Raw genomic sequence first — 19,539 nt, 5'->3', positions numbered from 1 at the left:
CAGGTAGTTCCATCACGGATATCGGATTCCACAACCAAGATGAGGATCGTGCAGTGAGCGCACCAACAGCACGCACCGACGCCGGCCGTAACGAGCCGACGCGCAACGCAGGATTGCGACAGCAGTCTCCGGCGGCGGGCAACCTCCGTGCGGTAACCCAGCACACGGTCGCGCCCGAGCGCGTCAGCGGCGCCCAGTCCGTGGTCCGTTCTCTCGAGGAACTCGGTGTCGAGGTCGTCTTCGGTATTCCCGGAGGCGCGGTCCTGCCTGTCTACGATCCGCTTCTCGATTCCCAGCGGGTCCGTCACGTCCTCGTGCGTCACGAGCAGGGCGCGGGTCACGCCGCGACCGGTTACGCCCAGGTCGCGGGCCGCGCGGGCGTCATGATGGCCACGTCCGGTCCGGGCGCCACCAACTTGGTGACCCCGCTCGCCGATGCCCAGATGGACTCCGTGCCCGTCGTCGCGATCACCGGCCAGGTGGGCCGAGCGCTGATCGGCACGGACGCCTTCCAGGAGGCCGACATCTCCGGCATCACGATGCCCATCACCAAGCACAACTTCCTGGTCAGCCGGGCGATCGACATCCCCAAGACCATCGCGGAGGCTTTCCACATCGCCGAGAGCGGTCGTCCCGGCGCCGTGCTCGTCGACATCCCGAAGGACATCCTGCAGGCGCAGACCACGTTCTCGTGGCCGCCGCAGATCGACCTGCCCGGTTACCGTCCGGTGACCAAGCCGCACGGCAAGCAGGTCCGCGAGGCGGCACGGCTCATCAACTCCGCGAAGTCGCCGGTGCTGTACGTGGGTGGCGGCGTGATCAAGGCCAACGCCTCGGCCGAGCTGCTCGAACTCGCGGAGCTGACCGGTATCCCGGTGGTCACCACGCTGATGGCGCGAGGTGCCTTCCCCGACAGCCACGACCTGCAGCTGGGAATGCCGGGCATGCACGGGACGGTCGCCGCGGTCGCCGGCCTGCAGCGCAGCGACCTGCTGATCACCCTCGGAGCGCGCTTCGACGACCGTGTCACCGGCCAGTTGTCGTCGTTCGCGCCCGGTGCGAAGGTCATCCACGCCGACATCGATCCCGCGGAGATCGGCAAGAACCGTCCGGTCGACGTCCCGATCGTCGGTGACTGCAAGGCGGTCATCGCCGAGCTCACCGAAGCCCTCCGCGACGAGCGAGCCACCAGCGGCTCCACCCCGGACATCTCGCAGTGGTGGTCCTACCTGAACAATCTGCGCCGGACCTACCCGCTGAGTTACGACCGTCAGACCGACGGTTCGATGTCCCCGGAGTTCGTCATCCAGGCGCTCGGCAAGGCGGCCGGACCCGACGCGGTGTACTGCGCGGGCGTCGGTCAGCACCAGATGTGGGCGGCGCAGTTCATCTCGTATGAGAAGCCGCGCACCTGGCTCAACTCCGGTGGTCTGGGCACGATGGGTTATGCGGTGCCCGCCGCCATGGGTGCCAAGGCCGCCGACCCGTCCGCCGAGGTGTGGGCGATCGACGGCGACGGCTGTTTCCAGATGACCAATCAGGAACTGGCGACGTGCGCGATCGAGGGCATCCCGATCAAGGTTGCGCTGATCAACAACGGCAACCTGGGCATGGTGCGCCAGTGGCAGACCCTCTTCTACGGGGAGCGCTACTCCAACACCGATCTGGCCACCCATTCGCGGATGATCCCGGACTTCGTCAAACTCGCAGAAGCGTTGGGCTGTGTGGCTTTCCGCGTCGAGCGCGAGGAAGACGTCGACGAGGTGATCGCGAAGGCGCGCGAGATCAACGACCGTCCGGTGGTCATCGACTTCATCGTCGGCAAGGACGCCCAGGTCTGGCCGATGGTCGCCGCAGGCACCGGCAACGACGAGATCATGGCTGCACGTGACATCCGGCCGCTGTTCGACGACGACGAGTCGGCGTCGGACCCGGTGGAGATCCACGAGACCATGAACGCGGCCCGGGGCGACGTGACCCAGACGGTCGAGAACGCACCGGCCGACCGCGCAACCGAGAAGGACGAGCAGTGAGCACCACCCATACCCTCAGTGTCCTGGTCGAAGACCGACCGGGCGTCCTCGCGCGGATCTCCGCGCTGTTCTCACGACGCGGGTTCAACATCGAGTCGCTGGCCGTCGGACCCACCGAGATCAAGGGCATCTCGCGGATGACGATCATGGTCTCCGTCGAGGATTTCCCGCTCGAACAGGTCACCAAGCAGCTCAACAAGCTGATCAACGTGATCAAGATCGTCGAGCAGGACCCGGGCAGTTCGGTGTCCCGCGAACTCATGATGGTCAAGGTGCGGTCGGACTCCACCGTTCGCACCGAGGTCATCGAGGTGGTCAACCTCTTCCGCGCCAAGGTGATCGACGTGTCGCCGGAATCGCTCACCATCGAGGCGACGGGTACGTCGGAGAAACTCGAAGCACTTCTGCGGATGCTCGATCCGTATGGAATCCGGGAGATCGCGCAATCCGGCGCGGTGACCCTCGGTCGGGGACCGAAGAGCATGTCGGCCAACCGCTGACAGGGAATCCCGCTGTCGCGGTGCGCCACTGAGCGCCGACGGCAGCGACTGGAGAATTACGAAGCCCGGGCGTTCGGAGAGTTCGCCGGGGTCACCACATATCGAAGGGAAACATAGTGGCCATCGAACTGTTCTACGACGACGACGCGGATCTGTCGATCATCCAGGGTCGCAAGGTCGCGGTGATCGGCTACGGCAGCCAGGGCCATGCGCATTCGCTGTCGCTGCGCGACTCCGGTGTCGACGTCGTCATCGGTCTTCGCGAGGGCTCGAAGTCGAAGGCGAAGGCCGAGGAGCAGGGCCTGAAGGTGCTGACCGCGTCCGAGGCCGCCGCGTGGGCCGACGTGATCATGGTCCTGGCACCCGACACCTCGCAGGCGAAGATCTTCACCGAGGACATCGAGCCGAACCTCAAGGACGGCGACGCGCTGTTCTTCGGTCACGGTCTCAACATCCATTTCGGTCTGATCAAGGCTCCGGAGAACGTGACCGTCGCGATGGTCGCGCCGAAGGGCCCCGGCCACCTCGTGCGCCGTCAGTTCGTCGACGGCAAGGGCGTCCCGGCTCTCATCGCCGTGCACCAGGACCCGAAGGGCGAGGGCCAGGCGCTCGCGCTCAGCTACGCCAGCGCCATCGGCGGTGGTCGTGCCGGCATCATCAAGACCACCTTCAAGGAAGAGACCGAGACCGACCTCTTCGGTGAGCAGGCCGTGCTATGCGGCGGCACCGAGGAACTGGTCAAGACCGGCTTCGAGGTCATGGTCGAGGCGGGTTACGCCCCGGAGATGGCCTACTTCGAGGTGCTGCACGAGCTCAAGCTCATCGTCGACCTCATGTACGAGGGCGGCATCGCGCGCATGAACTACTCGGTCTCCGACACCGCCGAGTTCGGCGGCTACGTGTCGGGCCCGCGGGTCATCGACGCCGACACCAAGGAGCGCATGCGCGGCATCCTCACCGACATCCAGGACGGCACCTTCGTCAAGCGCCTCGTCGCCAACGTCGAGGGCGGCAACAAGGAGCTCGAGGGTCTGCGCAAGGAGAACGCCGAGCACCCGATCGAGGTCACCGGCAAGAAGCTGCGCGATCTCATGAGCTGGGTCGATCGTCCGATCACCGAGACCGCCTGAGTCGCAACCACAAGCGGGCCCGCACCGAGAGGTGCGGGCCCGCTGTGCTGTCGGGGGCGTCGCGCAGAGTGCGCTCGCACTCGATCCGTTCCCTCTCAACCGGATTCGGGTGAGAGAGAACGAAGATGATGGACGGTGGCCGAGGTGCCCGCGGCAGCGGGGAGACCGAGTTCCCGGACGGCAGCGACGTCGAGTCCGGATCGCCTCGAGACCACGGTGACGAGTTCGTCGTAGGTACGACACACCGCCGCGGAACCGGTGGGGGAGCTGAGCACCCATCCGGAGGGGATCGCCCGGACGGTGTCGCGCCGCAACACCGTCATCATCCGCGTGGCGACCGCCGCGCGCTGCCGCGGACCGCTCACGAACTCGGCGGCCCAATCCGGTGGTGCCCCTGCGCAACCCCCACACATCAAGGCATCACGTCGCCAGAGTTGGGACCGAGGACCTGCCCGACGAACAGGTTGCCGCCGGGGTCGGACGCGAGAAGCACGGCCACCGGCGCGATCTCCTCGGGCCGTCCGAACCGGCCCAGCGGCAGCTCCGCGCGTTTACTGCGCTTCCACTCGTCGTCGATGCCGTCGACCATCGGCGTCTCGATCGGACCGGGGGCGATCGCGTTCACCAGGACGCCCTGCGCGGCCGTCTCGAGTGCGATCGACTTCGACATCGCGATCACACCCGCCTTCGCCGCGGCGTAATGGGCCAGTGAGACACCACCTTTGATGGCCAGCTGAGAGGCCACGTTGATGATGCGGCCGCCGCCTTGCGCCAGCATCGGCCGCAGCGCTGCACGGTTGAGCAGGAAGACGCTCGTGAGGTCGATGTCGACGGTCTCGCGCCACAGCTCGGTCGGCATGTCCACCGTGGGTGACTGGGTGAGGATGCCGTGGGAGCACACGAGGATGTCGAGTCCACCGTCCTCGTCGACGATCTGGTTCACCAGCTCATCGACCTCGGCCTCGATCGTCGCGTCGAGGACGACGCCGCGGCGCGCACCGACCCGGTCCGCCACCGCCTTCACCCGCCGATCGCGGTCGGCGAGGGTCACCGAGGCCCCCGCTGCGACGTAGGCCGCGGCGATCGCGTATCCGATACCCGACGCCGCGCCGGTCACCAGGGCACGCCGTCCGTCCAATGGTCCGGTCATGTCAGATCCTCTCCGGGACAGCGCGTTCAGTCGCGCATGGCGGTGGTCAGGGCGCCGTCGACGACGATCGCCTGACCGCTGACGTAGGACGCCTGAGGGCTGGACAGGAAGGCGATGACCTCGGCGACTTCGCGGGGATGTCCGACCCGGCCCCACGGGATGTAGCCACCCGCACGGTCGAGTCCCTCGGGTCCCAGGGAGTTGACCGCGTCACTGGACTGCGGGGTGCGGATGAGGCCGGGGATGATGGCGTTGGCGCGGATGCCCCGGGGACCGTACTCGACGGCGAGACTCCGTGCCAGGCCGACGACCCCGGCTTTGGCCGTCGCGTAGTGGGCGTGGTTCTGCCAGCCGTAGACGCCGCCGGCGATCGACGAGATCACCGTCACCGAGCCACCATCACCCATATGGCGCAGGCCGGCTCGTGCCGTGCGCATCACCCCGTGGAGGTCGACATCCATCATGTCGTGCCACTGGTCGTCGGTGATCGAATCGAACGATGCCTCGCGCAGGATGCCCGCGTTGGCCACCGCGATGTCGAGACGGCCCCAGGCGGATACGAGTGCGTCGGCGAAGGCATCCACCGACTCGGTGGAGCGGACATCCACGTCGACGATCCGCCCCTCCCCGCCGGCGTCGTTCACGTCTCGCAGGGTCGATTCGGGGTCGTGCGGATCGCCGGGGAACGTCCCGATCCCCACGCGCACGCCGCGCTCGGCGAGGCACACCGCCGTGGCTGCGCCGATGCCCGAGGCGGCGCCGGTGATCATCGCGACGGTCGGATCGCTCATGCCTGAGCTCCCGCCGTGGTTGCGGGACCCGCGGGGACACCGGCCTGAGGCGGGGTGTCGACGACTTTGCGGGCGCCGAGCACGATCACGGCCGATGCGATGGCACCGAGTGCGCCGACCCAGAGGGCGGCCGTCGAGTAGCCGATCGAGGCGGCGGTGAGGCCGGTGAGGATGAAGCCCGAGATGATCGCTCCGGGCTGCGACATGGCGCCGATGAAGGCGCTTCCGGTCGCGCGGCAATCGGTGTCGAAGCACTCCGCCTGGAAGAACATGATCGCGGCATACGGCCCGAGGAGGAAGAACAAACCCATCATGTAGGTGACGAGCACGAAGATCTGATCCGACGGTCCCAGCAGCATCGCTCCGAAGAACAGGCCCGACAGCAACCAGCCCACGGCAATCGTGTTGCGGCGGCCGAAACGGTCGCCCGCCCAGCCGTGGGCGAGGTAGCCCGCGACCGCGACGAGATTGGACAGGACCACGAGGATGAGGGTGCTCGAGGCATCGATCCCCTTGCCCTTCTCGAGCACCGTGGTGCCCAGCACCGAAAAGGTCTGGATCGCGAACCAGTTGAACAGCCACGCGAGCGACAGCACGACGGTGTTGCGCAGATGCTTGCCGGTGAAGATCCGCTTGAACGGCGCGGAGGTCTGCTCGACCGTCGCGGTCGCGGCGGCCAGGGCTTCGGCCTCTTCGTGCTTCCCGGCCTTGCGAAGCTGTTTGACCGCATGCTGTGCCTCGAATTGCGGACTCTCCTTCAGGGTGCGGCACACGAGCGCGACGATGACCGCCGGGACGGTGGCCAACAGGAAGGCGATCCGCCAGGAATCGGCACCGAAGATCGCCGTGACGACGGCGACGAAACCGGCGGCGAGCAAAGCGCCGGCGGGCCATCCGGTCTGGACCATCGAGTAGACGAAACCCCGACGCTTCTTGATCTTCTCGTCCTCGGTCAGCTCGTAGAGCTCGTTGAGGTAGGTGGCGTTGACCGATTGCTCGGCGAGGCCGAGACCGCTGATCGCACGAACCCCGATCAGCGATGTCGCACCGAAGGTCGCCGCCGTGGCCGCCGAGGACGCAGCCGTGCCGCCGACCGAGATGATCATGCCCTGACGACGTCCGAGCTTGTCGACCATGGGCCCCACGAGGAGAACCACGATGGCGGTGCCGACGCTGACGAGGGTGGAGACCAGGAGCGCGTGACTGGTGGTCCAGCCGAACGACTCCTCGATCCGAGGGAGCAACGTCCCGAAGAGGATGAAGTCGTACACCGCGATCGTCCACGCGAAGAAGGCGATTCCGGATGCGCGGCGGGTCTCCTTGCCGGTGACGCGCCGCAACCCCGCAGTCGGGGATGTGGTGGGTTGAGACATGGTTGTGCTCTCTTGCTCAGAGGGTTGGAACGGGCGGGAGGGGATGGGGCGCGGTGACTCTCAGCCGCGCGGGGAACGCTTCTTGAAGTCCTCGGCGATGGTGTCGAAGTTCGCCCACCGAACGCCGTCATGGGAGTTGATGTGCTCGATGAGCCGCTCCAGCATCAACAGCACCTGCGGGCGCCCCGAGACATCCGGGTGAATGGTGAATGTGAAGACCGCATAATCGCTTTCGCGATAGACCCAGTCGAACTGGTCGCGCCACATCTCCTCGATGTGCCGCGGGTTGACGAAACCGTGACTGTTCGGGCTGCCCTTGATGAACATCATCGGGGGCAGATCGTCGAGGTACCAGCTCGCCGGAATCTCGACCAGGTCGGTCTCCTCCCCGCGCACAAGGGGTTTCATCCACTCCGAGGCGGGCTTGTCGTAGTCGATGGGCGTCCATGAGTCTCCGACCCGGACGTAATAGGGCTCGAAGTCACGGTGCATCAGCGAATGGTCGTAGGTGATGCCGCGCTCGACGAGGAGTTCATTGGTGACCTTGCTGAACTCCCACCACGGGGCCACGTAACCGGTGGGTCGTCTGCCGGTCCGGTTTCCGATGAGTTCGATGCAGTGGTCGAGGATCTCGGACTCCTGCTCGCGTGTCATCGCGATCGGGTTCTCGTGGCTGTAGCCGTGGAGGCCGATCTCGTGACCCGCTGCGACGACTTGATCGAACTGTTCGGGGAAGGTCTCGATGGAATGACCGGGCCAGAACCAGGTCGCCGGGAGGTCGTATTTCGCGAGCAGGTTGTTGAGTCGGGGTACGCCGACCTCGCCGGCGAACACACCGCGCGAGATGTCGCCGGGCGAATTCTCGCCGCCGTACGAGCCGAGCCAGCCGCCGACCGCGTCGACGTCGATGCCGAAGGCAACGAAGATCTCCTTGGCCATAGTTCAGTCCTCCTTGTTGAAGTGGTTGTCGTTGTCGGGGTGATCGATGTTGTCGGGGTGATCGTTGTCGTCGAAGGAATCGAGGGGGTTCGCCGTACAGGCCGGGGTCGCGTCTGCGTAGGTGGCGATGAGTTCTGGGAGTGGTCGTACCGCGGTGAGGCCGGTGGAGATCAGCAGGGCCAGCAGGATTCGCAACTGCGTGGCGGGCAGTCCGGAGGCGGGTGGCACTCCGGCCGCGACGAGGTCGGCGCCACCGCCGTTGCCGTAGACGGCGCGCACAGGTCCGGCCGGGACGCGGGTGGACAGGACGAGAGCGACGCCGTCGTCGACGAGTTCGGCCGCGGCTTCGAGGATCTCGGCGTTTCCGTTCCCGATCCCGGTGCCCGCCACTATGATTCCGGATGCTCCGGCGCGTGCGGCAGCGCGCAGCAGCACGTCGTCGGCGCCGGGGTAGACCTCGACGAGGTCGACGCGCGTGCGGTCGAACGCCGCGTCCGGCCGTGGCAGCGGTACCGGGCGCGACACCGCCGACCCGAAGCAGGCGCGCCCGTCGTGCACGGTTCCCAGTGGGGGACCGACGACCGATCGGAATGCGTCGAGGGCGGTGGTGTGGATCTTGCGTGCGCCGCGAGCGGGGACGATCCGCCCGGCGAAGACGATCATGACGCCCCGGTCCCGGGCCTCCTGCGACGCCGCCACCCGCACGGCGTCGCCGAGGTTCGCCGGCCCGTCGCCGTCGGCGGTGTCACCGGCCCGTTGCGCGCCGGTGAGGATCACCGGACGGGGGTCGTCGTGGACGAGGTCGAGGAGAACCGCGGTTTCCTCCATCGTGTCCGTGCCGTGAGTGATCACGATCCCGTCGACAGGCCGGGTGGGACGTGTGAGGAGTTCGGCCACCGCGTCGCTGATCCGGCGGAGGTGCCCGAGCGTGAGTCGGTAGGACCCGACCGTCATCAGATCGAGCGTCTCGACCTCGACGTCGTCGATCCCCGTGCCTCGGAGTAGGCGGGCGGCCGGCCGGGTGGCCACGACTCCTGCGTCGGTCGCCTCGGAGGCGATCGTGCCGCCGGTGGCTATGACCACGACCCGTGCCATCAGCGACCCCTCCGGCCTGCGCCGACACATGGGCGCAGTTGGAGATCTGTGATCTGCGTGACCTGCATGCAGTGAAGTGAAGCACAGCCCAAACGTTTGGCGCAATCGTTTGTGTAACGTCCGCCAAACGTTTGTGTAAACACGGGCGTAACGCGACCTGTTGGGTACGATGTGGCCACCGACGAGAGAGGGGCGGAGTGAGACAGCCAGCCGAACGGCCTGCCAAAGGGCCGCTGACGCTTCGCATGATCGCCACGGAGCTGGGCGTGAGTCCGTCGACGGTGTCCCGCGTCCTCAACACGCCCGGGGACGCCGCGCTGCGCTGGGGTTCCTCCGACACCGTCGCGCGGATCCGCGCATTCGCCGCCGATCACGACTACTCGCCGAACCCGCAGGCGTCCAGTCTGCGGACACGCCGGTCAGGATTGATCGGCGTGCTCGTTCCGCGCCTGCAGGACTATGTGCTCGCGACGATCTACGAGGGGATCGAGGAGGCCGCCTACGAGTCGGGTCTGTCGACGTTCGTGACCAACTCGCTGGACAAGCCGGAGAATCAGCGGGCCCGAACCCGCATGATGATCGATCGCCGTGTCGACGGCCTGATCTACGGAGACGCGCATCTCGATCATCACTTTCTCGACGAAATCCATTCGCAAGGAATCAAATTCGCACTCGTGTCGCGAACGGCAGGGGACTATCCGTCCGCGACGGTGAACGACGTCGAGGGCGGCCGGCTGGTGGGCGCACACCTCATCGAGACAGGACGGCGGGATGTCGCGGTGCTCGCCGGTTGGGAGTTCGCGTCGACCGCGCGCGACCGCACCAACGGCATCGTGTCGACGTACGCCGACCACGGGATCGAGATCCCGGACGAGCGGATCGTGTACTCCGGCTTCGACCCGGCCGGCGGTCGGGCTGCGGTCGACCGTCTGCTCGCCACGGGACCGGTACCCGACGCCATCTTCGCGACCAATGACTTCGCGGCCATCGGCGCCTTCGGTGCACTGCGAGACCGCGGCATCCGGGTGCCCGACGACGTTGCCCTCGTCGGGTACAACGACACCCCCATCGCCGCAGGCGGTGCAGTCCCGCTCACCACGATCCGGTCGCCGATGCATGAGATGGGCAGGCAGGCGGTCGGGTTGCTGCTGGAGGTGCTCGCCGGCCGGACACCGGAATCGGTTGTGCTCGAGCCTGAACTGATCGTCCGCTCGAGCAGTACATCGAACGCCGGTGACGTCAACGGCCTGATCCCGGAGACCTCGTCCGTCGAGAGCTGAGGGGACTGCTCGTCTGATCGGGCAGTGGCGCCGGCGCGGCGGTCACCCGGACCGGCCCAACCGGCCCGGATGAGGACGACACCCCGGACATATGACGACGCCCCGGGCGTGAACCCGGGGCGTCGTCGTAAGTCGGTGGCGATCGGTCAGGCCACGCGGAATCCCTTGTAGTTGTCGAGCGATCCGATTCGCCTCAGGATCGGTTGGATGTTGGTGCCGGTCTCGGGCCCGACGCAGCCGAGGAAGTAGTAGGCGTTGACCATGCCCACCAGGCGATCGCCGACGACGACCGGGCTGCCGGAGTCACCCTCGATCACGCACATCTGGCTGACGTGGACGTCCCCATCGGAGAACCAGGCGATCCCGCAGGTGTTGCCGGTGGTCCGGCCCTCCTTGCAGGCGATGGTCGGGAACGCGAGCGGCTTGGGGTCCACCGACCGGATAGTCACGCCGCGGACGGTGCGCAGCGGCACGACACGAGAGGCGTCGAATTCGACGATCGCCATGTCGAGGTCGGGCGCGGTGTAGGTGATGGTGCCTGCCTGGCCGCGGTCCTGGAAGGTCTCGGAGTACACCTTCTGGCCCGGGTTGCCGCAGTGTCCGGCGGTGACGCCGATGAGCTTGTTGGTCTTCGACCGGCCGATCGTGGTGAGGGTGCAGGCTGCTGCAGAGTTCCCACCCTTGAGGACGAGGATTCCCGAACCGCCCCCGAGGAAGATCTTCGCCGGTGCGGCGACCGCGACGCCCCCTCCCCAGCCGGCCAGTACCGTCGCAGCCAAAACCGCCAACAGTACTGTCAGCTTCTTCGTCATCCGCTCTCCACTTCTCGGGTCTCAGGGCATCGAAAACACCTGCCGGGACATCGCAGCAGGCGGCAAGCACACCGTACCGGGCCGGTGGGACGTCCACGTCGGGGCGGGATCGACCCGCGGTCGGTTTGCAACACTTCTGTGATCCGGTGTGCATCGGAACCGTAATGCCGATCACACTCTACCCAGGCCGTCGGACAAGGCTCCGGTTTCGGGGTAGACCGCATGCTCGACGCCATCTACCTCACCTTTAAGCTGTCGTACGGAGTCGTCTTCGGCACTCCGCACCGTCGTAGGTGATAATCGCCCGCCCCGAACCTGGAGAAATGACTGTGAGCTCTGCTGGCCGCCCGGTTGTACTCATCGCCGACAAGCTGGCGCCGTCCACCGTGGAAGCACTCGGTGACGGTGTCGAGGTGCGATGGGTCGACGGCCCGGATCGTCCCAAGCTGCTCGAGGCGGTCGTCGATGCCGACGCCATCCTCGTGCGCTCCGCGACGACCGTCGACGCCGAGGTCCTCGACGCGGGCAAGAAGCTGAAGATCATCGCGCGCGCCGGCGTCGGTCTGGACAACGTCGACGTCCCCGCAGCGACAGAGCGCGGGGTCATGGTCGTCAACGCGCCGACCTCCAACATCCACACGGCCGCCGAGCACGCCATCGCGCTGCTGATGTCGGCGTCGCGGCAGATCCCCGCGGCGGACGCGACGCTTCGCGAAAAGACCTGGAAGCGCTCGTCTTTCAACGGTGTGGAGATCTTCGACAAGGTCGTCGGCGTCGTCGGCCTCGGCCGCATCGGCCAGCTGGTGGCCGCGCGACTGGCCGCCTTCGAGACCCACATCATCGCGTACGACCCCTACGTCTCGCCCGCACGCGCGGCCCAGCTGGGGATCGAACTGGTCTCGCTCGACGAACTCCTCGAGCGCGCCGACTTCATCACCGTGCACCTGCCCAAGACGCCGGAGACCCTGGGCCTCATCGGCGCCGATCAGCTCGCCCGTACCAAGAAGGGCGTGGTCATCGTGAATGCCGCCCGCGGCGGACTCATCGACGAGCAGGCACTCGCGGACGCCATCACCTCCGGGCAGGTGCGTGCTGCCGGTCTGGACGTCTTCGCGACCGAGCCGTGCACCGACTCTCCTCTGTTCGACCTTCCTCAGGTCGTCGTGACCCCGCACCTGGGCGCGTCGACGAGTGAGGCGCAGGATCGCGCCGGTACCGACGTCGCCAAGAGCGTCCGCCTGGCCCTGGCCGGTCACTTCGTGCCGGACGCCGTCAACATCACCGGCGGCGCCGTCGACGAGGAGGTCGCGCCGTGGCTCGAGGTCGCGCGCAAGGCCGGCGTCCTGGTCGGCGCCATCAGCAAGGAGCCGCCGACCTCGCTCGTCGTCGACGTCCGCGGTGAGCTGGCCGCGAACAATGTCGAGGTGTTGGGACTCTCTGCTCTTCGTGGCCTGTTCTCGGCCGTGCTCGACGAGCCGGTCACCTTCGTCAACGCGCCGGCCGTCGCCGAGGGCCGCGGTGTGACCAGCGAGGTGACCACCGCGTCGGAGAGCCCGAACCACCGCAGCGTCGTCGACGTGAAGGCCGTGTTCGCCGACGGATCGACCCACAACGTGTCGGGCACCCTGTCGGGTCCCCGTCTGGTGGAGAAGATCGTCAACATCAACGGCCGGAACTTCGACCTCCGCGCCGAGGGGCACAACCTCATCGTCAGCTACGCCGATCAGCCCGGTTCGCTCGGCCGGATCGGAACCCTGCTCGGCAACGCCGGTATCGACATCCTCGCGGCCGGTCTGTCGCAGGACGCCGAAGGCGGCGGCGCCACCATGATGCTGCGTGTGAGCAGCGTGCTCGACGACGAGACCGTCGCCGCGATCGGCGAGGCCGTGAGCGCGACCCTGATCGAACAGGTCGACCTCGCATGAAGCTCGCAGTCATCGCCGGTGACGGCATCGGTCCCGAGGTCATCGGGGAGGCGCTGAGCGTCCTCGATGCCGTCGTCCCGTCGGTGAGCACCACCGAGTTCGACCTGGGTGCTCGTCGTTATCACCGCAACGGTGAGCTCCTCACCGAGGACGATCTCGAGTCGCTCCGACGCCACGACGCGATCCTGCTGGGTGCGATCGGTGATCCGTCGGTGCCCTCGGGGGTCCTCGAGCGCGGCCTGCTGCTCACGATGCGTTTCGCTCTCGACCACCACGTCAATCTGCGTCCGTCGCGACGGTTCCCCGGTGTCTCCTCGCCGCTCGCAGGCGATCCCGACATCGATTTCGTCGTGGTGCGCGAGGGTACCGAGGGCCCGTACACGGGTAACGGTGGCGCGATCCGCGTCGGTACGCCCCACGAGGTCGCCACCGAGGTGAGTGTCAACACCCGGTTCGGTGTGGAACGCGTGGTACGCAACGCCTTTCAGCGCGCCCAACAGCGTCGCAAGAAGCTGACGCTGGTCCACAAGACCAACGTCCTGACCTTCGCCGGTTCGATGTGGAGCCGGGCCGTCGCCGAGATCGGCGCCGAATTCCCGGACGTCACCACCGACTACTGCCACGTGGATGCGGCGACCATCTACCTGGTCACCGATCCGGGCCGCTTCGACGTCATCGTCACCGACAATCTGTTCGGCGACATCATCACCGACATCGCGGCCGCGGTGAGCGGCGGCATCGGCCTGGCCGCGTCGGGCAACATCGACGCCACCGGTGCCAATCCGTCGATGTTCGAGCCCGTCCACGGTTCCGCACCCGACATCGCCGGGCAGGGCAAGGCCGACCCCACGGCCGCGATCCTGTCGACCGCCCTGTTGCTCGAGCATCTCGGCGACACCGAGGCCTCCGCGCGCATCGAGAAGGCGGTTGCCGAGGACCTCGCCGAGCGGGACGGCACGTTCGGCACGCGCGAGATCGGTCAGCGCATCCGCGAACGTCTGTAGTCACGCAGCCGATCCGCTCCCGCTCATCGCTTCCGTTCCCGCTCACCGAAATCTGGTGAGCGGGAACGGAATCAGTGCGCGAACGTGCAAACCTCGAGTGTCTGCGGCCTCGGTCAAGCGTCGAGTTCCTCCTCGACGCGGGACCGGGCATCGGCCGGGACGAACGGAGCGGCGGCGAGGGGGGCGAGCGCGGTGACGGCGAACGCCAGGGGGAATCCCACAGCGGCGATCAGTGCGCCCAGCATCGGCGTGGTGGCGGCGACCACCAGGTGCTGTCCGGTGTTCTGTACGGCGAGGCCGCGCCCGCTCCAGTCGGGTCCGACGAATTCGGCGATCGCCGTGAACGCCAACCCGTTGTCGGCGACCGAGATCACCGTCGCAACCGCCATCAGCGCCGGTGCGAGTGGGCTGTGCAGCCAATCGGCTAATGCGAGAGCGAACATCGAGGCCACACCGGCCACGGCGATGACCCGGATCGGTCGCATCCTCGACGACCAGGAATCCGACCAGCGTCCCGCGACGATGCGGCCCAGCGCGCCGGTGACCTGAGTGATGGTGATCAACAATCCCGCGCCGGCCGGGGACCATCCGTGCGCGACGATGAGCCAGGTCGGCACAAAGGTCCAGAGCATGGACTGGGGGATCACCAGCAGCATGCTGACGAGGTGGACGCAGGCCAGGAATGAGTTGCCGCGGTAAGGGTTAGGGCGTGGCTCAACCGTCCCGCCGATGCGCTCGTCGGCCGCTCGGCGCGGCGGGTCGGTGATGCCGACGATCACGGCGACGAGTCCCGCCGCGGTCACGACGGCCGGGATCGCCAGTGCCGCAGCGGGTCCGTGACTCGCCGCGACCACCGGCATGGTCAGGGCGCACACCCCGATGCCCAGGGGTTGGGCCATCTGTCGGATTCCCATCGCGGTGCCGCGCTGATGGGCCGGGAACCAGCCCACGACGATCCGTCCGCTCGCCCCGTTGGCGGCGCCGGAGCCCAGTCCGCCGACGAAGAGCGCGCCGCCGACCACCACATACGACGCGGCGACGGATGCGGCGACCGCGGCAGCGCCGGCTCCCGCGAGCGTGATCGTCAACGACACCAGCAGGATGCGACGTTCGCCGTAGCGGTCCAAGAGGATTCCCCACGGAAAGGTCGCGGCCATCAGTCCGACCGTCGGCACGGCCGCCAGGATCGACGCCTCGGTCAGCGTCAGACCGGCGTCGGTGTGCAGAGACGGGATCAGGTACGCGACACCGCTGACCACAGAGGTCGTCGTGAGTGCCGCGAGGAGCGAGCAACCGAGGATGAGCCACCTTCTGGCGGTGGAGATGTCGTCGACGGCATCCATGAATGCTCCCTTCGCGGCTCACGGCGCAGCACTGCGCTGATCAGACGGTGTCTCAATATATGGAACAAGACTTCCACATTGTAAAACCGTCGGTACGTCCCGCCAACTCGGCTCCCAACGGGTGAGATCGACCGTGCGCTAGGGTTTGGACATGCGCTTAGGTCGAATTGCGAGTCCCGACGGAGTGGCCTTCGTGTCCGTCGAGGGCGACGGTGACGACACCGTCGTCAAGGAGATCGCCGAGCATCCGTTCGGCACCCCGACGTTCACCGGCCGGTCCTGGAAACTGGCCGATGTCCGGGTGCTGGCGCCGATCCTGGCCAGCAAGGTGATCTGTATCGGCAAGAACTACGCCGCCCACGTGGCCGAGATGGGCGGCGAGGCGCCTGCCGATCCGGTGATCTTCCTGAAGCCGAACACGTCGATCGTCGGACCCGAGATCCCGATCGTGCGGCCGCCGTCGTCGCAACGCGTCGACTACGAGGGCGAACTCGCGGTGGTCATCGGCCGACCCTGCAAGGACGTGTCGGCTGCGCAGGCCAAGGACGTCATCCTCGGTTACACGGTCGCCAACGACGTGACCGCTCGCGACCACCAGCAGGCCGACGGTCAGTGGACGCGCGGCAAGGGCTACGACACGTTCTGCCCTCTCGGCCCCTGGATCGAGACGACCTTCGATCCCTCCGACGTCGAACTCGTGACCGAGCTCGACGGTGAGGTCAAGCAGCGCACCCGCACGTCGCTGATGCTGCACGACGTCGGGGAGATCGTCGAGTGGATCTCCCGCGTCATGACGTTGCTGCCCGGCGACGTCATCCTGACGGGCACGCCGGAAGGTGTGGGGCCCATGGTCGCCGGCCAGCGCGTCTCGGTGACCGTCGACGGTATCGGCACTCTCTCCAACCCGGTGGTGGACAAGTGACAGCTCCCAACACGGCACGGGTCAACGGCATCGACATCTCCTACAGCGTGGCCGGTTCCGGCCCGCTCGTGGTCATGGTGATGGGGACCGGGAGCCCGGGACGGGTGTGGAAGGCCCATCAGGAGCCCGCCTTGGTGAAGGCCGGCTTCACCGTCGTGACCTTCGACAATCGCGGCGTCGCCCCGTCATCGGAGTGCGCCGAGGGCTTCACACTCGACGACATGGTCGCCGACACCGCAGCCCTGATCGAGCACCTCGGTCGCGGTCCGGCGATCGTGATCGGTACCTCGCTCGGCGCCAGGATCACGCAGGAGCTCGCGCTGGCGCGGCCCGACGTGGTGAAGGCAGCGGTGATGGTCGCGACCTACGGCCGTAACACCCCACTGCAGGAGGCGATCTCGGCCGGCGAGCGGGCGCTCTACGACAACAAGATCAAGCTGCCCCCTGAGTACGAGGCCGCGATCACCGCTCATCTGAACCTGTCGCCGCACACGCTCGACGACGACCGCACCGCACGCGACTGGCTCGACATCATCGGGTTCTCACCGCAGACCATCACCCCGGGCGTCCGCGCGCAGCTCGAACTGCACAACAAGGAGTCCAACCGCCTCGCCGCGTATCGCGGCATCAGCCGGCCCGCACTGGTCGTCGGATTCGCCGACGACCGGACACTGCCCGCGAAGTTGGCGCGCGAAGTCGCCGAGGCCATTCCGGGCGCGCAATACATCGAGATCGAGCGGGCCGGACATTTCGGTTATCTCGAACGGCCCGCAGAGGTGAACCAGGTCCTCGTCGACTTCTGCGAGCGCCACCGGGCCTGACGGCGGGCGTGTCGGGCGCTCGCGGCGGCTTCGATACCCTGAGCCTCATGACCAGTACTGAGGGTGTGCGCGTCCGATTCTGTCCGTCTCCGACGGGGACGCCGCACGTGGGACTCGTGCGGACCGCGCTCTTCAACTTCGCCCAGGCCCGTCACGACGGTGGCACTTTCGTCTTCCGTATCGAGGACACCGACGCCGCGCGCGACAGCGAGGAGTCGTACGCGGCCATCCTCGATGCCCTGCGCTGGCTGGGACTCGACTGGGACGAGGGACCCGAGGTCGGTGGACCGTACGGGCCCTACCGGCAGTCCGAGCGGCGGGACCTCCACGCCGACGTCGTCGCCCGGTTGCTCGCGGCGGGCGAGGCCTACGAGGCCTTCTCCACCCCCGAGGAGGTCGAGGCGCGGCACCGGGCCGCGGGGCGAGACCCGAAACTCGGTTACGACAACTTCGACCGCGACCTGACCCCGGATCAGCGCGCTGCCTACGTGGCTGAGGGTCGTAAATCTGTTGTGCGACTTCGCATGCCGGATTCCGACATCACGTGGAACGACCTGGTGCGCGGCGAGACGACCATCAAGGCGGGCACCGTCCCGGACTTCGCCCTCACGCGGGCTTCGGGCGATCCGCTCTACACGCTGGTCAATCCGGTCGACGACGCCATGATGAAGATCACCCACGTGCTGCGCGGCGAGGACCTCTTCTCCTCGACCCCGCGCCAGCTCGCCCTGTACGACGCGCTCATCCGCATCGGCGTCGCCGACGCGGTGCCTGCCTTCGGTCATCTCCCGTTCGTCATGGGGGAGGGCAACAAGAAGCTGTCGAAGCGTGACCCGCAGTCGAACCTCTTCCACCACCGGGACCGCGGGTTCATCCCGGAGGGCCTGCTCAACTACCTCGCGCTGCTCGGCTGGGGTTACAAGAGCGATGTCGACGTGTTCAGCCTGGACGAGATGATCGCGGCTTTCGATGTGCGGCAGGTCAATTCCAATCCAGCCCGGTTCGACCAGAAGAAGGCCGACGCCATCAACGCCGAGCACATCCGCCGGCTCGACCCCGGTGACTTCACCGCACGGCTCAAGTCGTATCTCATCGCGCAGGGCAACCTCCCCGAGACCGCCGACGACGAGACCTTCGCGGCCCTGGCAGAGCTGGTACAGACGCGTATCCAGGTCCTCGGTGACGCGTGGGGCCTGATCTCATTCGTCTATGTCTCCGACGACGACTTCGCGATCGACGAGAAGGCGGCGAGCAAGAACCTGGGCGCGGACGCGGTGCCGGTGCTGGACGCCACCATCGCCGCGGTCGAGTCGCTGGAGTCCTTCACCACGGCCGCACTGCAGGACGCGCTGAATGCCGCTCTCGTGGACGACCTGGGGCTCAAACCACGCAAGGCGTTCGGTCCCGTCCGCGTTGCTGTGACCGGGTCGCAGATCAGTCCTCCGCTGTTCGAATCGATGGAGATACTCGGCCGCGACAAGACACTCGCACGGTTGGGCTCGGCCCGCGTGATTGCGGCCGAAAACCAGGTCTGAACTGCACGTTTGTGGACTTCCGGTAACCCTTTGATACTCTCTTTCTCGGCAGTTTTCCCCAGGGAAAACCAAGCCAGTGGGGTATGGTGTAATTGGCAACACAGCGGTTTCTGGTACCGCCATTCTAGGTTCGAGTCCTGGTACCCCAGCGGACAGAAAGAGATCGAGACCGTGCTAAGGTCTTGATCGCCGGAAGTTCCCAGGGCCCCGTCGTCTAGCGGCCTAGGACGCCGCCCTCTCAAGGCGGTAGCGCGGGTTCGAATCCCGTCGGGGCTACGAGAAACACCCTCCCTCTGCTCAGCAGGGGGAGGGTGTTTTCGTCTGTGCCGCAACCACACTGCGTCACACGGGCATGTGCGTCACAGGAACTCGGCTGTGCTGCCCGATGCCGGCATCTCCGGGATTCCGAGCTTGCGATGGTCCCAGGAGCGCGTGCGCGAGGGAACGACCCGGACGGCCACCCGCTTGTTCATCATCTGCTCGACGAATGGACGCGACTCCTCGGTGTAGGGAGCGGTGTAGCGCTCCCAGACGCTGATCCCGACCTTCAGGCACGAGTCGGCATCGTCGAGGATCTCCGCGGTGCCCTCGAAGGCCACGCCGCGCAGCGTGTCGTAGGTGTCGCCGTCCTCGATCATGACCGAGCAGCGGCTGTTGCGCCGGAGGTTGACCGCCTTCTGTGACTTGGCCTTGGTCTCGAACCAGATCTCGCCGTCGATGACGCCGTACCACATCGCGACGAGGTGGATGCTCCCGTCGGGGCCGGTGGTGGCGAGGGTGGCCGTCCGACTGCGGGTGACGAACTCGGTGATCTCGGCCTCGGACATGACGATCTGGTTGCGTTGATTGACTCCCATTTCACCGACGCTAGTCGACGACGCGCACG

18 protein-coding genes and 2 tRNA genes are annotated in these 19,539 nt (G+C 67.0%); 11 read left to right on the top strand and 9 right to left on the bottom strand.

The genetic code is table 11. From position 1 onward, the window contains the following. Positions 1 to 53 precede the first annotated feature (53 nt). The 3 genes from ACSUZC_RS15550 (at position 54) to ilvC (ending at position 3,663) form a co-directional block, all read left to right on the top strand. A complete protein-coding gene (locus ACSUZC_RS15550) occupies positions 54 to 2,033 on the top strand; it encodes an acetolactate synthase large subunit (RefSeq protein ID WP_439029410.1) in 1,980 nt (659 codons plus the stop codon). Next, a complete protein-coding gene (ilvN, locus tag ACSUZC_RS15545; protein WP_439029409.1) occupies positions 2,030 to 2,533 on the top strand; it encodes an acetolactate synthase small subunit in 504 nt (167 codons plus the stop codon). Before ACSUZC_RS15550 ends, ilvN begins: the two co-directional genes overlap by 4 nt. A 116-nt stretch (positions 2,534 to 2,649) precedes the next feature. After that, positions 2,650 to 3,663, top strand: a complete 1,014-nt coding sequence (gene ilvC / locus ACSUZC_RS15540; RefSeq protein ID WP_439029408.1) for a ketol-acid reductoisomerase — start codon at positions 2,650 to 2,652, stop codon at positions 3,661 to 3,663. Positions 3,664 to 3,758: 95 nt separating this feature from the next. Here ilvC and ACSUZC_RS15535 read toward each other — a convergent pair whose 3' ends face one another. The 6 genes from ACSUZC_RS15535 to ACSUZC_RS15510 are packed head-to-tail and all read right to left on the bottom strand — an operon-like array spanning position 3,759 to position 9,011. Then, the gene (locus ACSUZC_RS15535; protein WP_439029407.1) at positions 3,759 to 4,028 is read right to left on the bottom strand and encodes a hypothetical protein; all 270 of its coding nucleotides are present in this window, start codon (positions 4,026 to 4,028) and stop codon (positions 3,759 to 3,761) included. 47 nt (positions 4,029 to 4,075) lie between these two features. Further along, positions 4,076 to 4,813: an SDR family NAD(P)-dependent oxidoreductase gene (locus ACSUZC_RS15530; RefSeq protein ID WP_439029406.1), complete on the bottom strand. Its 738-nt coding sequence runs from the start codon at positions 4,811 to 4,813 to the stop codon at positions 4,076 to 4,078. A 26-nt stretch (positions 4,814 to 4,839) separates the two neighbouring features. Then, on the bottom strand, positions 4,840 to 5,604 hold the full coding sequence (locus tag ACSUZC_RS15525) for an SDR family NAD(P)-dependent oxidoreductase (protein WP_439029405.1): 765 nt from the start codon (positions 5,602 to 5,604) through the stop codon (positions 4,840 to 4,842). Then, positions 5,601 to 6,977, bottom strand: coding sequence for an MFS transporter (locus ACSUZC_RS15520; protein ID WP_439029404.1), 1,377 nt, complete (start codon positions 6,975 to 6,977; stop codon positions 5,601 to 5,603). The genes ACSUZC_RS15525 and ACSUZC_RS15520 overlap by 4 nt, the downstream gene beginning before the upstream one ends. A gap of 60 nt (positions 6,978 to 7,037) precedes the next feature. After that, complete coding sequence (locus ACSUZC_RS15515) at positions 7,038 to 7,916, bottom strand: polysaccharide deacetylase family protein (protein WP_439029403.1); 879 nt, start codon at positions 7,914 to 7,916, stop codon at positions 7,038 to 7,040. A 3-nt stretch (positions 7,917 to 7,919) separates the two neighbouring features. Beyond that, on the bottom strand, positions 7,920 to 9,011 hold the full coding sequence (locus tag ACSUZC_RS15510) for an asparaginase (protein ID WP_439029402.1): 1,092 nt from the start codon (positions 9,009 to 9,011) through the stop codon (positions 7,920 to 7,922). Positions 9,012 to 9,256: 245 nt separating this feature from the next. Here ACSUZC_RS15510 and ACSUZC_RS15505 point away from each other — a divergent pair, with 245 nt between their 5' ends. Next, complete coding sequence (locus tag ACSUZC_RS15505) at positions 9,257 to 10,291, top strand: LacI family DNA-binding transcriptional regulator (protein WP_439029401.1); 1,035 nt, start codon at positions 9,257 to 9,259, stop codon at positions 10,289 to 10,291. Positions 10,292 to 10,437: 146 nt separating this feature from the next. Here the strand turns inward: ACSUZC_RS15505 and ACSUZC_RS15500 are convergent, their stop codons facing one another. Then, complete coding sequence (locus ACSUZC_RS15500; protein ID WP_439029400.1) at positions 10,438 to 11,103, bottom strand: serine protease; 666 nt, start codon at positions 11,101 to 11,103, stop codon at positions 10,438 to 10,440. A 329-nt stretch (positions 11,104 to 11,432) separates the two neighbouring features. Here ACSUZC_RS15500 and serA point away from each other — a divergent pair, with 329 nt between their 5' ends. Both serA and ACSUZC_RS15490 read left to right on the top strand, forming a co-directional pair. Then, positions 11,433 to 13,028, top strand: coding sequence for a phosphoglycerate dehydrogenase (gene serA, locus ACSUZC_RS15495; protein WP_439033145.1), 1,596 nt, complete (start codon positions 11,433 to 11,435; stop codon positions 13,026 to 13,028). Next, a complete protein-coding gene (locus tag ACSUZC_RS15490; protein WP_439029399.1) occupies positions 13,025 to 14,032 on the top strand; it encodes a 3-isopropylmalate dehydrogenase in 1,008 nt (335 codons plus the stop codon). The genes serA and ACSUZC_RS15490 overlap by 4 nt, the downstream gene beginning before the upstream one ends. Positions 14,033 to 14,145: 113 nt before the next feature. Here ACSUZC_RS15490 and ACSUZC_RS15485 read toward each other — a convergent pair whose 3' ends face one another. Beyond that, complete coding sequence (locus ACSUZC_RS15485; RefSeq protein WP_439029398.1) at positions 14,146 to 15,375, bottom strand: MFS transporter; 1,230 nt, start codon at positions 15,373 to 15,375, stop codon at positions 14,146 to 14,148. Between the two features lie 151 nt (positions 15,376 to 15,526). On the opposite strand from ACSUZC_RS15485, the gene ACSUZC_RS15480 reads away from it, so the two are divergent. The 5 genes from ACSUZC_RS15480 (at position 15,527) to ACSUZC_RS15460 (ending at position 18,929) form a co-directional block, all read left to right on the top strand. After that, positions 15,527 to 16,297, top strand: a complete 771-nt coding sequence (locus tag ACSUZC_RS15480; RefSeq protein ID WP_439029397.1) for a fumarylacetoacetate hydrolase family protein — start codon at positions 15,527 to 15,529, stop codon at positions 16,295 to 16,297. Further along, entirely contained in the window at positions 16,294 to 17,118 is an 825-nt protein-coding gene (locus ACSUZC_RS15475; protein ID WP_439029396.1) for an alpha/beta fold hydrolase, read from the top strand. The genes ACSUZC_RS15480 and ACSUZC_RS15475 overlap by 4 nt, the downstream gene beginning before the upstream one ends. Positions 17,119 to 17,165: 47 nt before the next feature. Further along, positions 17,166 to 18,653: a glutamate--tRNA ligase gene (gltX, locus tag ACSUZC_RS15470; RefSeq protein ID WP_439029395.1), complete on the top strand. Its 1,488-nt coding sequence runs from the start codon at positions 17,166 to 17,168 to the stop codon at positions 18,651 to 18,653. A gap of 77 nt (positions 18,654 to 18,730) precedes the next feature. Continuing rightward, positions 18,731 to 18,802: transfer RNA gene (locus ACSUZC_RS15465), tRNA-Gln, on the top strand. A gap of 54 nt (positions 18,803 to 18,856) precedes the next feature. Further along, positions 18,857 to 18,929 (top strand) — tRNA-Glu (locus tag ACSUZC_RS15460). A gap of 83 nt (positions 18,930 to 19,012) precedes the next feature. On the opposite strand, the gene ACSUZC_RS15455 is transcribed toward ACSUZC_RS15460, so the two are convergent. Continuing rightward, a complete protein-coding gene (locus tag ACSUZC_RS15455; protein WP_439029394.1) occupies positions 19,013 to 19,510 on the bottom strand; it encodes a PPOX class F420-dependent oxidoreductase in 498 nt (165 codons plus the stop codon). Between the last annotated feature and the right edge of the window lie 29 nt (positions 19,511 to 19,539).

Source organism: Gordonia terrae (genome assembly GCF_051789125.1).
In the GTDB taxonomy this organism is placed as follows: domain Bacteria; phylum Actinomycetota; class Actinomycetes; order Mycobacteriales; family Mycobacteriaceae; genus Gordonia; species Gordonia terrae_A.
The sequence above is the reverse complement of the archived record's forward strand: the minus strand, read 5'-3'. Positions and strand labels throughout refer to the sequence as shown.

Coding starts and splice junctions, on each gene's coding strand:
- ACSUZC_RS15530 (WP_439029406.1), bottom strand. CDS start 4,813: ATGACCGGACCATTGGACGGACGGCGTGCCCTGGTGACCGGCGCGGCG.
- ACSUZC_RS15525 (WP_439029405.1), bottom strand. CDS start 5,604: ATGAGCGATCCGACCGTCGCGATGATCACCGGCGCCGCCTCGGGCATC.
- ACSUZC_RS15520 (WP_439029404.1), bottom strand. CDS start 6,977: ATGTCTCAACCCACCACATCCCCGACTGCGGGGTTGCGGCGCGTCACC.
- ACSUZC_RS15515 (WP_439029403.1), bottom strand. CDS start 7,916: ATGGCCAAGGAGATCTTCGTTGCCTTCGGCATCGACGTCGACGCGGTC.
- ACSUZC_RS15510 (WP_439029402.1), bottom strand. CDS start 9,011: ATGGCACGGGTCGTGGTCATAGCCACCGGCGGCACGATCGCCTCCGAG.
- ACSUZC_RS15505 (WP_439029401.1), top strand. CDS start 9,257: ATGATCGCCACGGAGCTGGGCGTGAGTCCGTCGACGGTGTCCCGCGTC.
- ACSUZC_RS15500 (WP_439029400.1), bottom strand. CDS start 11,103: ATGACGAAGAAGCTGACAGTACTGTTGGCGGTTTTGGCTGCGACGGTA.
- ACSUZC_RS15490 (WP_439029399.1), top strand. CDS start 13,025: ATGAAGCTCGCAGTCATCGCCGGTGACGGCATCGGTCCCGAGGTCATC.
- ACSUZC_RS15485 (WP_439029398.1), bottom strand. CDS start 15,375: ATGGATGCCGTCGACGACATCTCCACCGCCAGAAGGTGGCTCATCCTC.
- ACSUZC_RS15480 (WP_439029397.1), top strand. CDS start 15,527: ATGCGCTTAGGTCGAATTGCGAGTCCCGACGGAGTGGCCTTCGTGTCC.
- gltX (WP_439029395.1), top strand. CDS start 17,166: ATGACCAGTACTGAGGGTGTGCGCGTCCGATTCTGTCCGTCTCCGACG.
- ACSUZC_RS15455 (WP_439029394.1), bottom strand. CDS start 19,510: ATGGGAGTCAATCAACGCAACCAGATCGTCATGTCCGAGGCCGAGATC.